The sequence below is a fragment of the Rhodovulum imhoffii genome (assembly GCF_003046545.1).
Lineage (GTDB): Bacteria > Pseudomonadota > Alphaproteobacteria > Rhodobacterales > Rhodobacteraceae > Rhodovulum > Rhodovulum imhoffii.
In genome coordinates, this window is the sequence record NZ_QAAA01000002.1 from 162,771 (window position 1) to 177,891 (window position 15,121).

The following is a 15,121-nucleotide window of genomic DNA, read 5'->3' on the forward strand; positions in this document are numbered from 1 at the left end:
CGTCATGGCCAAATCGCCTGAAGCGTTTCGTACGATTTCCGAAGTGGCGGACTGGCTGGAGACACCTGCCCATGTCTTGCGCTTCTGGGAAAGCCGCTTCAGCCAAATCAAACCTCTCAAGCGTGCGGGAGGGCGGCGCTATTACCGCCCCTCGGACATGCTGCTGCTGGGGGGCATAAAGAAACTCTTGCACGACGATGGCATGACCATCCGCGGCGTGCAGAAAATTCTCCGGGAAAAGGGTGTGGGATATGTCAGCGGCATGTCGCCGTCACTGGATGGAACGCCCCCTCCCGAGCAGCAACGGGACCCGAGCCCGGCACCGCGCACCGGAAACGCACCGCAGACGCACCGCCCTGTGGCCACGCCACAGCCAGAGGTGTTGCCACCGCCGCCGCCCGCAGCGCCCCCCCCGCACGACGCCCCGGAAACGTCGCCGGCGCCAAAGCCCCGGCGCACTCTTGGCGAAGGGTTGCCCGCCACGGACCCGCAAGACGACGACCCGGCGTTCGAGCCGACCCGGCAGTTGCTGAACCAGCGCCTGTCTGCCCCCGAACTGCTCCCTGCCCTTTACCCGGCGGACAAGGATGCTCTTGTGGAAATTCTGCATCGGTTGCGCACCCTCCGTCGGGGCATGGAACGTGCGGAAACTCCGTGAAAAGAATACCGCGCGCCCCGGATTTCCGCCTTGCCCTCCCCGGTGGAAATGGTATGTAACTGCCCACGTCGGGCTATGGCGCAGCCTGGTAGCGCGTCCGTCTGGGGGACGGAAGGTCGCAGGTTCAAGTCCTGCTAGCCCGACCAAAAGTTTCCTGACCGCCCGCAGCCTTCCGGTTGCGGGCGGTGTGGTTTTCGCCACCCGCTTTCAAAGGGTTACGATGACAGGCACCGGCGTTCTCCCCTCCCAGCAGATCAGGGCCATGTTCGAAGAGGCCCGGATTATCGTCGACATTCCCCTGGCGGAGGGGCAGATACAGCCCGCCTCTCTGGACCTGCGGCTGGGAACGGTCGCCTACCGTGTGCGGGCCTCTTTCCTCGCGGGATCGGGCCGCTCGGTGGCCGAACGCCTGTCACTGTTCGAGATGCACCGCATCGACCTCGGCGCCGGGGCGGTTTTGGAAAAGGGGTGCGTCTATGTCGTGCCCCTGATGGAACGCCTCGCTCTGCCCGGCGATATTCAGGCGGTTGCCAATGCCAAAAGCTCAACCGGGCGGCTGGATCTCCTGACCCGTACCATAACCGACGGTGGAACAGAATTCGATCGCATCCCGCCCGGATATACCGGCCCGCTATATGCCGAAATCTGCCCGCGCTCCTTTTCGGTACTGGTCCGGCCCGGCATGCGGCTGAACCAGATCCGTTTTCGCCGCGGGCAAGCCTTGCTCAGCGATACGGAACTGGCGCGACTGCACGCGGAAACCGGATTGGTCGCCGGCCCCGCCCTCATCTCGGAAGGGCTGGGTTTCTCCGTCGACCTGCGGCCCGGCGACAGCAGTCTCCTGGGGTATCGCGCCAAGCCCCATACAGGCGTGATCGACCTCGATCGTATCGGCGAGTACGATCCGGCTGCATTCTGGGAAGAGATTCACAGCGAAGAGGGACGGATCATCCTCGATCCCGGCGCGTTCTACATTCTCGTCAGCCGCGAGGCCGTGCACATCCCCCCCGATTTTGCCGCTGAAATGGCGCCCTACCTGGCCATGGTGGGGGAGTTTCGCGTGCATTACGCAGGGTTCTTCGACCCCGGCTTCGGGCACGCCGCCGCAGGGGGCGCCGGATCCCGCGGCGTTCTGGAAGTCCGCTGCCACGAGGCGCCCTTCGTGCTGGAACACGGCCAGGTCGTAGGCCGCCTGGTCTATGAGCGCATGGCCGCGCGCCCCGATCACCTCTACGGCGCCGACCTGGCTTCGAATTATCAGGGCCAGGGCCTCAAGCTCAGCAAGCACTTCCGGGTTTAGAAGCGCCCCATCCGGCGGGTGACACGCATGGCCTGCTTTGCTCGCTTGGCGGTTTCGCCCACCTGCGGGTTCGGCGCCCCCTGCGGCTCTTGCCCGGTGCCGCCCCGCTTGGATACAGCCCGGCTGGCGGCATTGATCCCGGCGTCAACCCCCTTGCCGACGACACGGCGCATCAGCAGGCGGGTAACCATGTTCAATAGCTGATTGGCGTTCATCACGATCTCCTAGGCGTCATCCTCGAACATGTCGCCCTGCTCTTCTTCTTCCGCATCCTCGGGCAAGGCACCAGGGGGCGGACGGCTTTCCAATAGCCCGGCAGCACGAAGATCCTTCAGCCCCGGCAGGTCTCGTGCGCTTTCAAGACCGAAGTGATCCAGAAAAGCCTCTGTCACGATGAAAGTCACCGGGCGTCCCGGCGTCATCCTGCGCCGTCCGAAGCGGATCCACTCCATCTCCAGAAGCTGATCGATGGTGCCCCGGCTGACCGAAACTCCCCGGATTTCCTCGATTTCCGCACGCGTTACAGGTTGATGGTAGGCAATGATGGCCAGCGTTTCAATAGCGGCACGGCTAAGCTTACGTGTTTCAACGGTTTCTTTTTGCATCAGAAAGCCCAGGTCCGGCGCGGTGCGAATGGCCCAGGCCTCCCCGACACGGACAACCTGCACGCCCCGGCCTTCGTAGCGTTTGCGCAGATGCGCCAGTGCCTGCGCCGCGTCGCTGCCATGGGGCATACGCGCGTTGAGATCCGCCACACGGACAGGCTCGGCACTGGCGAAAAGGATCGCCTCGACCATGCGCTCCTGTTCGACCGGGGGCGGCGCTTCGAACAGGCTTTCTTCCGGCGGCTCTGCCATCAGTTCCCTTTCCTGCGGATTTCGATCGGGGCGAACATGTCACTCTGGCGGATATCAAGCGCCCCCTGCTTGGCCAGTTCCAGCGAGGCCGCGAAATGCGCCGCCGTCGCGGACCGGCGTCTGACCGGGTCATTCCCCCAGCCCTCGGGCAGCCAATGGGCCAGATCCACCCAGTCCCCCGCGAACCGGATCAGGCCCCGCATGCGTTCCAAAGCCTCTTCCATCGTGTAAACCGCATCGCGGTCCATGACATAGGGGCGAAATTCATCGCGGGTGCGCAGGCGCGCATAGGCCTGCATCAGATCCAGTAGCGTCGCGGTAAACCGCACAGTCCGGATGCGGGTGACGTCTTCGGGGATGCCGCGCGCGAAGAAATCCCGCCCCATCTGATCCCGCGCCATCAGCCGGGCGGCCACGCCCCTCATGGCCTCCAGCCGCTCCAGCTGGAATGCCAGATGCGCGGCCAGATCCTCCCCCGAGGGACCTTCATCCGCCGGATCGGGCGGCAGCAGCAGGCGCGATTTCAAAAACGCCAGCCACGCCGCCATCACGAGATAATCGGCGGCGAGTTCGATCCGCAGACGCTTGGCCTCTTCGACAAACGCGAGGTATTGCCGTGCCAGATCCAGGATCGAAATCTTGCGCAGATCCACCTTCTGGCTACGCGCGAGGTTCAGCAAAAGGTCCAACGGCCCTTCGAACCCATCCACATCGACAATCAACGCCTCGGCGGCGAGGCGTTCGTTGACCGAAAGCAGACTGGGCTGAGTCTCATCCATGGGCATGGGGGCGGAGTATAGCGCAAAGCTCGGCCTCCATCTGCCCCAAATCGGCGTCATCGACAGGCTGGCGCCGGTCCAGCGCATTGTACGCCCGACGCACGGCATCGGCCTGCAGGGGGCCGGCTTCGGCGGCGATCTGTTGCATCTCGTTCAGGTTACCATTGCAATGCAAAACCACATCGCAGCCCGCATCCAGCGCCGCGCGGGTGCGCACGGCCAGACTGCCGCGCAGCGCCTCCATGGAGAGGTCATCGCTCATCAACAGGCCGTCAAAGCCGATCTCTTCGCGGATCAATCGTATCCCCGCCGGCGAGACGGTCACCGGCGCGCACGGATCGATCGCATCAAAAACGATATGCGCGGTCATCGCCATCGGCAGATCCGCCAATGCGCGAAACGGGGCGAAATCTTCCTCCAGGGCCGAGCGCGGGGCGGAAACACGAGGCAGGTCCAGGTGGCTGTCCACAACCGCACGACCATGGCCGGGAATGTGCTTGAGCACCGGCAGAACGCCACCGGCCAGCAACCCTTCCGCAGTGGCACGGGCCCCCGCGATGACAGTGGCCGCATCAAACCCGTAACACCGGTTTTTCAGAATCTTGTGGGTTTCCGGACGGGCCACATCGGCCAGCGGCGCACAGTTGACATCGAGTCCGACCGCGCGCAGTTCCGCCGCGATCAGGCGGTTGCGCAAATAAAGAACGCGTGCGGCCTGTTGACCGGCGGCAAGGGCCTGTTCAAGCGCGGGCAGCCAGGCACGCCAATGCGGCGGCCCCATGCGCTGCACGCGTCCCCCTTCCTGATCGATCAGGATCGGGGCCTCATGTCCCGCAACGGTCCGCAAATCAGACGTCAGGCGTCGGACCTGCCCGGGCGTTTCGATGTTGCGGGCGAACAGGATGAACCCGAAAGGGCGCAGGTCGGCGAAGAATGCCGCCTCCTCCACACTCAGGGACGGTCCCGCGCAGCCAAGGATACAGGCTGCGGCAGCGCCGCTCACCGTGCCACCAGCGGGATGCACTCTGCCCCATCGGCCTTGAGCGCCTCACACATCCGCCGCGCGGCGTCGATATCGGAAAACCCCGAAGCGCGCAGGCGGAACATTTGCCCACTGCTGGCCTCGGCCGCCAAGACCACACGGGTCTTGCCGTACAGGAAACTTTCGAAACGGTCGCTGAGCCGGTCCCAGTCCAGCCGCGCGAGATCGCGGGACGGATAGGTGCCAAGCTGTACCAAAGGCGTACCGGGGGCGATCCGCACCGCGTCCACTTCCTCCGGCGCAGTCGGGGTCAGCGCCGCAGTCGCAGAAGCCAGCGCAAGCCGCACGGCCAGGTCGCCCTCCGGCCGGGCCGCCGGCCGTGGGGACCGGACCACGCCGGGAACGGTCACCGGCACATCGGGAAGCCTGGCCGCCTCCTCCGTGGCGGGGGTTGCGCCCAGTTCCGGTTCGGGGCGCAGCGCAGGGCGCGGCATGTCTTCGTCCGTCAGGGCTGCGGGCGCGGGCGCCAGAGCCAGCTGGTCCGCAGGCGGCGCGGCCTGCCCCTCGGCGACGACGCGGTTCACGGCCAGCCCCTGATGGGGCGCCATCTCTCCCCCCGGATCGTCCGGGGCGACACGCGCCGGGCCTTCGAGAGCCTGGATAACCGGAACCCCGGTCACATCGCGTTTGACAAGCTGGTATCCCCACACCGTCACCCCGACCGCGAGGACGATCGATGTCGCCCCCCCGGCCCAGTTCATCATCCGTGCAAGGGTGGCGCGCCACGGCACACGCGGCCCCCACGCCCCTCCATCGTAATCAATTTCCGCCATTTTCTGCCTCGCTGCCCGAGGGCGGCGCATACCGCCCGAAGTCTTGCCGGCCCCGGTGCGGCGCTTGTTTTCAGCGCATTTCCTGTACCGGGGTTACACCAAGAATACCAAGACCGGCGGAAATAACAACGGCCACGGCCCGTGCCAGCGCGATTTTGGACTGGCTCGCGGCAGCATTCCCCTCTTGCAGGAACCGCAGGTCCGGCATGTCGTTGCCCCGGTTCCAAAGAGCATGCAGGTCGGAGGCAAGTTCGTAAAGGTAGAACGCAACCCGGTGGGGCTCGTGCCCGCGGGCGGCAACCTCTACAAGGCGCGGCCACTCGGCCAGCTTCTTCGCGACGGTCAGCTCGGCTTCATGGACCAGGCCGGACAGGTCGGCCGCCTCCAGCGTGGCATCGTCGACGGTAATCCCGGCCCCGTCCGCCTTGCGCAACACGCTGCACACCCGCGCATGGGCATACTGGACGTAAAAGACGGGGTTCTCCCGCGACTGCTCCAGAACCTTGTCGAAATCGAAATCCAGCGGTGCATCGTTCTTGCGGGTCAGCATGACAAAGCGGGTCACATCCGGGCCGACCTGATCCACGACATCGCGCAGCGTGACGAACGTCCCGGCGCGCTTGCTCATCTTGAAAGGGGCGCAGTTCTTGTACAGCTTGACAAGCTGAGTCAGCTTGATATCCAGCGGCACCCGCCCGTCCGAAAGCGCCGAAACCGCAGCCTTCATCCGCTTGACATAGCCGCCGTGGTCGGCACCGAATACATCGATCAGCGCGTCGTATCCACGGGTGATCTTGTCATAGTGGTAGGCGATGTCAGGGGCGAAATAGGTCCATGCGCCGTCCGATTTCTTCACCGGACGGTCGACATCGTCCCCATGGGCGGTAGCGCGGAACAGCGTTTGCACGCGCGGTTCCCAATCTTCCGGCATCTTGCCCTTCGGGGGGTCAAGAACACCCTCATAGATCAGCCCCTTGTCGGACAGCGTTGCCAGCGCCGCCTCGATGCGGCCGGTCCCGTAAAGCGATTTTTCCGAGAAGAACCTGTCCATCGTGACGCCGAGCGCGGACAGGTCGTCACGGATCAGATCCAGCATCCGCCCGGTGGCGAATTCGCGGATATCGGCCAGCCAGTCGGCCTCCGGTTTGTCGATATAGGCCTCGCCCACCTCGTCTTTCAGCGCCTGCCCGACCTCGATCAGGTAATCGCCGGGATAGGTGCCGTCCTCGAATTCGACGCTCTGGCCGTGGGCTTCGAGGTAGCGCAGGTAAACCGACCGTGCCAGCACATCGACCTGGGCACCGCCGTCATTGATATAGTATTCCCGCGTGACGTCATGACCCGCATATTCCAACAGATTGGCCAGCGCATCCCCGAACACCGCGCCACGGGTATGCCCGACATGGAGCGGGCCGGTCGGATTGGCGGAGACATATTCGACATTGACCTTCCGCCCGCCGCCCGCCGCCGGTCGGCCGAACCCCGCACCCTCCCCAAGAACGTTGCGCACCACATCCTGCCACACCGTGGGCGCAAGACGCAGATTGATGAAACCCGGCCCGGCCACCTCCGCCAGCGCGACACGCGGATCGGACGCAAGCCGTACCGCCAGCGCATCCGCGATGTCGCGCGGTTTCTGCCCGGCGGGCCTGGCCAGCACCATCGCCGCGTTGGTGGCCATGTCGCCATGGGCGGGGTCGCGGGGCGGCTCCACCGCGACGTTGTCAAAGGCCAGACCCTTGGGCAGCGTACCTTCGGCCTGCATCCGGCCCAGGCTTTCGATCACCAGCCCATGCATATCGGTGAAAAGGTTCATGCTTGTCCTTCCTTTCCGTTGCGGGCGGTTTAACACCGGGCGCAACGGCGTCAACCGGGCTTGGGGCCATCGGGCGGCGGGACCAGCGAAATCAAGACCGTTCCGGGCTGGGTGCGGGGGTCCTCCCCGGACACGATTCGCAGTCCGCCCGGCCCCGTCCGCGCCAGCAGTATCGCCTCCGGCGACTGCTCTCGCCAGTCTTCCAGGGTGAAATCCCCGCTCAGCCGGGTTGTGCGGATACGCCAGCCTTCGGTCATGCGACTGTTGAGGTCGTAAAACCCAAGCCCCCCCCCGAACACCCGCCCGCCAAGGGTGGGCGGCAGTGCGTGACGCTGGCTGGTCTGCTTGGCACGCTTGAGCTGGAACACGTTCTCCCGCCCGAATTCAGGGGCGAGATCCGTGGCGACAAGGGTGTTGTAGGCATCGTTATCGGTGGTCGCCAGAATGGTCGCGTAGCTGACAAGCTCCACGCTGTGCTCGGCGGCCTCGGACAGGATATCGCCATAAAAGGTATCCACCCCCGCCTCCCGCGCGCGGCGCAGCCTTGCGCGGTTCGGATCCGCGATCAGCACCGGCACCTCGACCTTTTGCAGCGCCTCGGCGAAAGCCGTGGTAAAGCGCGAGCCCCCAACCACGATCACGCCCGGCGTCTCCGCCCCGGCAAGCCCGAGAAAGCGCGCCAGCGGCATCAGCGCAAACCCGTGCAGCACCACCGTCGCCGCCACCAGCGCAAAAGCCAGTGGCGCGATGCGCGCCCCATCCTCTATCCCCATTGCGGCCAGACGTTCCCCGAACAGCCCCGCAACCGCCACCAGAACCACCCCGCGCGGCCCTGTGAGGGCAACCAGCAGGCGTTCGCGCCACGGTACGGGAGAAAAGGCCAGAGAGATCAGAACCGTCACCGGCCGCGCCACCAGAACCACCACCGCCACGAAGGCCGCCGTACGCCAGTCCAGCGTGCGCAGGGTCTCCAGATCCATATTGGCCGCCAGCAGGATGAACACGCCCGAAACCAGCAAAATCGTGGCATGCTCCTTGAAGCGGCGCATCTCGGCGTAGGATGGAAGGTTCGCGTTGGCAATGAACAGGCCCATCACCGTTACCGCCAGAAGCCCGCTTTCATGCAGGACCAGATCGGACAAGGCGAACACCGCCAGCGTGGAGGCGAACAGCACCGGAACCTTCATGTATTCCGGCACCCAGGCCCGCCGGAAGACCGCCGACAACCCCCACCCGCCCAGAAGCCCCAGAACCAGCGCCAGAACAATACCGACAATCATTGCCAGGATGGCCTCGTTTACCGTCAGAGCGGTGTCGAGCACCACAACGACCTCGAAGGCCAGAACCGCCGCCAGGGCCCCGACCGGATCATTGACGATGGCTTCCCATTGCAGCAGCTGTGCCGGACGGCGGGACAAACGCGCCTGGCGCAACAGAGGCGCGATAACCGTAGGCCCGGTGACGATCATGATCCCCCCGAACACCGCCGACGCCTCCCATCCCAGCCCCGCCACGTAGTGAAGCGCCAGCGCCGAGCTCAGCCACCCCAGGGGCGCGCCGATCACCACCAGCCGCCGCACCCCGCCGGCAGCATCGCGCAAAGAGTGAAGGTTCAGCGTCAGCCCCCCCTCGAACAGGATGATCGCGACGGCGATGGCCACCATCGGCCCCATCAGCGCACCGATATCGCGCGCGGGGTCGAACACCCCCAGCACCGGCCCCACCAGAAGCCCGGCGATCAGCATCAGCACGATCGCCGGCAGCCGCAATCTCCATGCCAGCCATTGCGCGCCGACCCCCAGCGCGCCCACCAGCGCGAACGCCGCTATCGGAGGTAAAGCCCCTTCCACCCCGGTTGCCACGCTTGCCTATCCTTCCCGCCCGAACAGCCGGGCATGTTCCTGCATGGCGAAACGATCCGTCATGCCGGCGATGTAGTCGCACACGATCCGCGCCAGTTCCGTTTCGTCGGCGGCCTCCGCGATGTCGGCCCGCCAGCGGTCGGGCAGAAGGCCCGTTTCCCGCAGGTAGAGGGGGAAGAGATTCTCGATCATTCTCGTAACCTCCGCGCGCACCGCCATCACCCCGGGCGCACGATACATGCGGGCAAAGAGAAAGTCGCGGATAACCTTGAGATCGGCCCGGAGCGCCTGGGAGAACCGGATCACCGGACGCGCCAGCGCACGTATGTCGGCGGGCGTTTGCGGACGCGCCTGCGCCAGCACGGCGCGGGACGTCTCGATCACGTCGGCAACCATGATCCCGAACACCCGGCGCAAGGCCTCGTGCCGGCGGCGGCGCGCATCGAGGCCCGGATACAGGACATCCACCTCCGCGTAACAGGCCCCGATGACCGGAAGACCGGCCAGGTCGGCTTCGGTGAACAATCCCGCGCGCAACCCATCCTGAAGATCGTGGTTATTATAGGCAATGTCATCGGAAAGCGCGGCCACCTGTGCCTCGGCACTGGCGTGGGTGGTCAACTCCAGATCGTGCACGGCGCTGTAGTCCGCCAGCGCCCAGGGCAGCGGTCCCGCCACCGGGCCGTTATGCTTGGCGATACCTTCCAGAGTTTCCCATGTCAGGTTCAGACCGTCGAACGCGGCGTAGTGGCGCTCCAGCTTTGTCACGACGCGCACCGCCTGCGCGTTGTGGTCGAACCCGCCGAAAGGCGCCATGAGCCGGGCCATCAGATCCTCGCCCGCATGGCCGAAGGGGGTATGGCCAAGGTCATGGGCCAGCGCGACGGCCTCGGTCAGTTCCGCGTTCAGACCCAACGCCCCCGCAATGGTCCGCGCCACCTGCGCCACCTCTATGGAATGGGTCAGGCGGGTGCGGAAACTGTCGCCCTCATGCACCACGAAAACCTGCGTTTTATGCATCAGACGGCGAAAGGCCGAGGCATGGATGATCCGGTCCCGATCACGCTGAAAGGCCGACCGGAAGACGCTTTCCTCCTCCCGGTATCGCCGCCCGCGCGAGGTCTCGGGACGGCAGGCATAGGGCACAAGCATTTCCCCCCCGTTCTTGCCGCGGCATGGGACGCCGCATATATTGGGAATGTCACGTATTTTCAGGGAAACGCAACCATGGACCTGACGCTGCCCCCAAAGGTGACGGAGCGCGCCTTTGACCGTCTTTGCGAAATCGGCGCCGCCGAACAGGGCAAGGCCCTGCGTGTCGCCGTGGAGGGGGGGGGATGTTCGGGCTTTCAGTATGAGATCGCCCTGGACACCCCGGCAGAAGGCGACCTGATTCTCGAAGGCCGCGGCCAGAAAGTCGTGGTGGACTCTGTCTCACTGCCGTTTCTGACCAATGCCACGATCGACTTCACCGAAGAGTTGATCGGCGCGCGCTTTACCATCGAAAATCCGAACGCGACCAGTTCCTGCGGGTGCGGGACCAGCTTCTCGATCTGATCTGCGCCAAAATGGCACATCACCTTGAGGCGCACAGCCCCCGTTGAGAAATAGGTATTCGCGGCGACGGATTATTTTCATATCGTCGTGAAAATTAAGGTACGCCCTGACTACACAACCCAAAGGAGACGATTCAATGCGCAAGATTTTGATGGCCTCGGCCCTGATCGCCCTGCCGCTTACGGCCTTCGCCGCCCCCGCCGAGGATGTGGCCGAAGCCCGCAAAGGCTTTTACAAACTGCTCGGCATCGAGATGGACGGCCTCGTTTCCATGGTCAAAGGCGAAACCGAATACAGCGCCGAAAAAGCCCAGGGCCACGCCGCCGACATCAAGACGCTGACCCAGTACAACATGGGGGATATCTATGCCCCCGGCACATCGAACGCCGACCTGCCGGGAAAAACCCGCGCCCTGCCCGCGATCTGGGAAGACGGTGCTGGCGTACAGGAAAAAGGCATGGCCTTTGTAAAAGCCGTGGAAAACCTCAACGCCGTGGCCGTCGACGGAAAGGATGAGCTTGCCAAGGCCGTTCAACAACTTGGCGGGGCCTGCAAGGCCTGTCACGACGATTACCGCGCCAAGGACTTCTGATCATGTCCAGCCCAAGCACCGAAACATCCAGGCTTGAAACCGTCCGCCTTTGGGATCCGCTTTTGCGGATATACCACTGGCTGCTGGCGTTCTGTGTCATTGCAGCCTGGGGCCTGGGAAAGTTCGGCCCCGATGTCATGACACTGCATTTCTATTTTGGTTACGCGGTGCTTGGGTTGCTGGCCTTCCGGCTGGTATGGGGCTTCATCGGGCCCGAACACGCGCGCTTTGGCAATTTCGCCTACGGGCCGTTTGCCATTCTGCGCTACGGGGTCGGCATGTTCCGGCGCAGACCCAGCTACTGGCGGGGCCATAACCCGCTGGGGGGTGCGTTCGTGTTCATTATTCTCGGCGTCCTGCTGGCACAGGCTGTAACCGGCCTGTTTGCCGACCCGGAAGATTACATCAACGTCGGACCGCTTGCGGAATATGCCGGCTCCGATGGGGCACGGCAGGCCCTGGCCTGGCATGACTTGCTGGGCTGGTGGGTTCTGGGGCTGACCGCTTTGCACATTGCCGCGATCGGTTTCTACCGCCGCTGGAAGAATGAAGACCTGATCCGCCCGATGCTGACTGGCGTGAAAACCGTCCGCAAAGAGGCCTGAGAAACTTTCACACTGGACAACGGCCCCGCCCTTGCGCAAAGGGCAGGGCCATGTCATTCGACCACCGCTGCATTGTTCTGGGAGCCGGGGCCGCCGGCCTGATGTGTGCCGCCCATGCCGGGCCGGGCACGCTTGTTCTCGACCATGCCAGGGCTCCGGGAGAGAAAATCCGGATATCGGGGGGCGGACGATGCAATTTCACCAATCTTCATGCGGGGCCGGAAAACTACCTGTCCGAGAATCCGCATTTCGCCAAGTCGGCACTGGCACGCTATACCCAATTGGATTTCATCGACCTTCTCGCCCGTCATGATGTGACATGGCATGAGAAAACACTGGGACAGCTTTTCTGCGATGGCTCCGCACAAGAGATTGTCACGCTGCTGCTCTTGGAGATGGAGCGCGCGGGCGCGGGCCTGCGCCTGAAGGCCCACATAAGCGAGGTGGACCGGCTGCCCGGTGGATTCGCAGTCCTGCTTGCAACCGGAGAACGGCTGACAACGCAGCGGCTGGTTGTGGCTACGGGCGGCAAGTCGATCCCCAGAATGGGCGCCAGCGATTTCGGCCACCGGCTCGCCCGGCAATTCGGCCATCAGGTAACAGAAACCCGCCCCGCCCTTGTGCCGTTCACATTCACCGGCCCGGTGCTGGAAAGCTTGCGATCTCTGGCAGGCGTTTCGGCCCAGGCGCGCGTGACCGCAGGCAGCGCAACTTTCGAGGAGGCCGTGCTGTTCACCCATCGGGGGCTGTCAGGCCCGGCAATCTTGCAGGCGTCATCCTATTGGCGCGAGGGGACGGAGATTGTCCTGGACCTGCTGCCCCGGCGCGATGCAGAGGCGACATTGCGGAGCCTGCGCGCCAAAACCCCGCGCAAAAGCCCGGCCCGAGCACTGGCCGCGCTTTTGCCTGCGCGGCTGGCCGCCTATCTTGCGGGGGGCTTTGCCTGCAACATGGCGGATTTGTCGGACAGGCAGCTTGGCGCGCTTGCCCGAACCGTGGCTGCCTGGCACCTGTCCCCTGCCGGGACGGAAGGTTACCGAACCGCCGAGGTCACCCTTGGCGGGGTCGCCACCGACGCGCTGGACGCACGCAACATGGAAAGCCGGATCGTACCGGGGCTGTATTTCATCGGTGAGGTCGTCGATGTGACGGGCTGGCTGGGCGGGTTCAATTTTCAGTGGGCCTGGTCGTCGGGATGGGCGGCGGGCGCCGCTATCGCACAAGGCTGACCGCGGGGCATGGACTTTCATGCCTCCGGCGGGGATATTTTGCCCAAAGCAAGACTTGGGAGACCACATGAAAATCGCCACGTTCAACATCAATGGTATAAAGGCGCGCCTGCCCGCCCTGCTGGACTGGCTGGATGAGGCACGGCCCGACGTGGCGGTTTTGCAGGAAATCAAGTCCGTCGATGCGGCTTTCCCGCGCGACCCGTTCGAGGAGCGCGGATACAACGTGGAAACCCACGGGCAGAAGAGCTTCAACGGAGTAGCGATCCTGTCCAGGCTGCCGCTGGAGGATGTGACGCGCGGCCTGCCCGGCGATGAAGGCGACGAACAGGCCCGCTGGATCGAGGCGACCGTGATCGGGGAGCGGGCGGTCCGGGTATGTGGGCTTTACCTGCCCAACGGCAATCCGGCTCCGGGGCCGAAATTCGACTACAAGCTGGACTGGATGAGCCGGCTGCAAACGCGTGCGCGCGCACTGCTGGACAGTGAGGAACCGGCTGTGATGGCAGGCGACTACAACATCATTCCGCAGGACGAGGACGCCGCCCGCCCCGAAGCCTGGGCCAGGGACGCGCTGGCCCTGCCCGAAGCCCGAAGCGCATTCCGCCGTATCCTGAACCTCGGTTTCACCGACGCTTTCCGTGCCCAAACCCATAGCGGAGGGCATTACAGTTTCTGGGACTACCAGGCCGGTGCATGGAACCGAAACGACGGTATCCGCATCGATCATGTCCTTCTGACTCCGCAGGCGGCAGACCTGATGACCGATTGCTGGATAGACCCCGGCCTTCGCGGGCGGGAAAAACCCTCCGACCACGTTCCGGTCTGGGTAGAGCTGGAAGCCTGAAGTCAGACCTGGCGTTTGGTAATGTCGTAATCGTAGAGCCAGTTGAACCGGGAGAGGTGGAAATCCGTCCCCAGCAACCCCGCCAGCCGCAGGCCCATATGGGCCGCGTCACGTATGACCGGCAAACCCAGATGATAGGCACGGGCGTTCTTGCTGGCAAGGTCCACCACCCGCAGGGCACGGGGCCGACGAAGCGCCTGATAGCGGCTGAGGGCTTCGCCGACATTTTCGTATCTCACCAAGGCCTGTGACAGCACCCATGCGTCTTCGATCGCCATAACCGCACCCTGAGCAAGGAAAGGCAGTGTCGGATGCGCTGCGTCCCCGAGAATGGTAGCCGGCCCCTTGTGCCAGCAAGCCGCAACCGAATGCCGGAAAAGCCCCCAAAGATAGACGTCTTCGACCTTGTCCAGAAGCGCCCGGACCTCGGGCGCAAAACCCGCAAAAGCGGCACGCAGGTTGTCCGGGTCATCGCGGCGGTTCCAGCCCTCGTTCGTCCAGGCCCCCCGCTCTTCCACGGCAACGATGTTGATCAGTTCCCCGCGCCGCAACGGGTAATGCACGAAGTGACGCCCGGGGCCCATGTGGTTCGTCGCCACTGCGGGCACCGGACCGTCTGCGGGTACCACCGCACGCCATGCAACCTGCCCGGTAAAAAACGGTCGCGTCGTCCGGTTGAGCGCACTGCGCACAACCGAATGCAGCCCGTCTGCCCCAATGAGCAGATCCGCATTGAGCGTCGCCCCCTGTGCAGAGGTCAACCGCACGCCGCTGCTGTCGAGTTCCAGCCCGGTGATCTCGTGCAGGAGACGAATCTGCACGCCGGCCTCTCTCGCGGCATGTGCCAGAAGGTTGATCAGATCCGCACGGTGAACGAAGTAATAGGGGAATTTCTTGCGCGTCAGGTCCAGTCGCAGAACCTGCCGACCGCGACGGTAGTCGCGCAGCACCACACCCTCACCGCGCACGCCGACCTCGGCCAGCCCACGCTCCAGCCCGAGTTCCTTCAAAACCGCCGTGCCATTAGGGGAAATCTGAAGCCCGGCGCCGACCTCCCTGATTTCGGGAGATTGTTCCAGAACATGGACTTCCGCCCCGTGCCGGGCCAAGGCCATGGCAACGGTCAACCCTGCAATCCCGCCCCCGAGAACCGTGATTTTCCGTGTTGTCAGCGGCAAGGTTGCCCCCTTGTATGACGGGCCCC

Annotated in this window: 16 protein-coding genes and 1 tRNA gene; 8 read left to right on the forward strand and 9 right to left on the reverse strand. The window is 64.5% G+C overall.

Features of this window, described 5'->3' with window-relative positions:
• The first annotated feature begins 4 nt into the window (after positions 1–4).
• The 3 genes from C8N32_RS02620 to C8N32_RS02630 all read left to right on the forward strand — a co-directional run bounded on the left by C8N32_RS02620 (position 5) and on the right by C8N32_RS02630 (position 1,958).
• Entirely contained in the window at positions 5–658 is a 654-nt protein-coding gene (locus C8N32_RS02620; protein WP_107890912.1) for a MerR family transcriptional regulator, read from the forward strand.
• A gap of 69 nt (positions 659–727) precedes the next feature.
• Positions 728–804 (forward strand) — tRNA-Pro (locus C8N32_RS02625).
• A 74-nt stretch (positions 805–878) separates the two neighbouring features.
• Complete coding sequence (locus tag C8N32_RS02630; RefSeq protein ID WP_107890913.1) at positions 879–1,958, forward strand: 2'-deoxycytidine 5'-triphosphate deaminase; 1,080 nt, start codon at positions 879–881, stop codon at positions 1,956–1,958.
• On the opposite strand, the gene C8N32_RS02635 is transcribed toward C8N32_RS02630, so the two are convergent.
• From C8N32_RS02635 to C8N32_RS02670, 8 genes are all read right to left on the reverse strand, one after another.
• Positions 1,955–2,173: a hypothetical protein gene (locus C8N32_RS02635; RefSeq protein ID WP_107890914.1), complete on the reverse strand. Its 219-nt coding sequence runs from the start codon at positions 2,171–2,173 to the stop codon at positions 1,955–1,957. The genes C8N32_RS02630 and C8N32_RS02635 overlap by 4 nt on opposite strands.
• A gap of 9 nt (positions 2,174–2,182) precedes the next feature.
• Positions 2,183–2,815, reverse strand: coding sequence for an SMC-Scp complex subunit ScpB (scpB, locus tag C8N32_RS02640; protein ID WP_107890915.1), 633 nt, complete (start codon positions 2,813–2,815; stop codon positions 2,183–2,185).
• Positions 2,815–3,594: a segregation and condensation protein A gene (locus C8N32_RS02645; protein WP_107891009.1), complete on the reverse strand. Its 780-nt coding sequence runs from the start codon at positions 3,592–3,594 to the stop codon at positions 2,815–2,817. The genes scpB and C8N32_RS02645 overlap by 1 nt, the downstream gene beginning before the upstream one ends.
• Entirely contained in the window at positions 3,587–4,597 is a 1,011-nt protein-coding gene (locus C8N32_RS02650) for a glycoside hydrolase family 3 N-terminal domain-containing protein (RefSeq protein ID WP_107890916.1), read from the reverse strand. The genes C8N32_RS02645 and C8N32_RS02650 overlap by 8 nt, the downstream gene beginning before the upstream one ends.
• Complete coding sequence (locus C8N32_RS02655) at positions 4,594–5,409, reverse strand: SPOR domain-containing protein (protein WP_107890917.1); 816 nt, start codon at positions 5,407–5,409, stop codon at positions 4,594–4,596. The genes C8N32_RS02650 and C8N32_RS02655 overlap by 4 nt, the downstream gene beginning before the upstream one ends.
• A gap of 70 nt (positions 5,410–5,479) precedes the next feature.
• Complete coding sequence (gene argS / locus C8N32_RS02660; RefSeq protein WP_107890918.1) at positions 5,480–7,225, reverse strand: arginine--tRNA ligase; 1,746 nt, start codon at positions 7,223–7,225, stop codon at positions 5,480–5,482.
• A 50-nt stretch (positions 7,226–7,275) separates the two neighbouring features.
• Positions 7,276–9,087 carry a cation:proton antiporter gene (locus tag C8N32_RS02665; RefSeq protein ID WP_244905889.1) on the reverse strand — a complete coding sequence of 604 codons (1,812 nt, stop codon included), beginning with the start codon at positions 9,085–9,087 and terminating at the stop codon, positions 7,276–7,278.
• A 6-nt stretch (positions 9,088–9,093) separates the two neighbouring features.
• Entirely contained in the window at positions 9,094–10,239 is a 1,146-nt protein-coding gene (locus tag C8N32_RS02670) for a deoxyguanosinetriphosphate triphosphohydrolase (protein ID WP_107890919.1), read from the reverse strand.
• Between the two features lie 81 nt (positions 10,240–10,320).
• Between C8N32_RS02670 and C8N32_RS02675 the strand changes: the two genes are divergently transcribed.
• From C8N32_RS02675 to xth, 5 genes are all read left to right on the forward strand, one after another.
• The gene (locus tag C8N32_RS02675) at positions 10,321–10,644 is read left to right on the forward strand and encodes a HesB/IscA family protein (protein WP_107891011.1); all 324 of its coding nucleotides are present in this window, start codon (positions 10,321–10,323) and stop codon (positions 10,642–10,644) included.
• A gap of 136 nt (positions 10,645–10,780) precedes the next feature.
• Complete coding sequence (locus C8N32_RS02680) at positions 10,781–11,236, forward strand: c-type cytochrome (protein WP_107890920.1); 456 nt, start codon at positions 10,781–10,783, stop codon at positions 11,234–11,236.
• A gap of 2 nt (positions 11,237–11,238) precedes the next feature.
• The gene (locus C8N32_RS02685) at positions 11,239–11,841 is read left to right on the forward strand and encodes a cytochrome b/b6 domain-containing protein (protein ID WP_107890921.1); all 603 of its coding nucleotides are present in this window, start codon (positions 11,239–11,241) and stop codon (positions 11,839–11,841) included.
• Positions 11,842–11,891: 50 nt separating this feature from the next.
• Positions 11,892–13,070: a BaiN/RdsA family NAD(P)/FAD-dependent oxidoreductase gene (locus C8N32_RS02690; RefSeq protein ID WP_107890922.1), complete on the forward strand. Its 1,179-nt coding sequence runs from the start codon at positions 11,892–11,894 to the stop codon at positions 13,068–13,070.
• Positions 13,071–13,137: 67 nt separating this feature from the next.
• A complete protein-coding gene (xth, locus tag C8N32_RS02695; protein WP_107890923.1) occupies positions 13,138–13,917 on the forward strand; it encodes an exodeoxyribonuclease III in 780 nt (259 codons plus the stop codon).
• A gap of 2 nt (positions 13,918–13,919) precedes the next feature.
• Here xth and C8N32_RS02700 read toward each other — a convergent pair whose 3' ends face one another.
• Positions 13,920–15,095 (reverse strand): FAD-dependent monooxygenase, encoded by a 1,176-nt coding sequence (locus C8N32_RS02700; RefSeq protein WP_107890924.1) that lies wholly within the window; start codon positions 15,093–15,095, stop codon positions 13,920–13,922.
• Between the last annotated feature and the right edge of the window lie 26 nt (positions 15,096–15,121).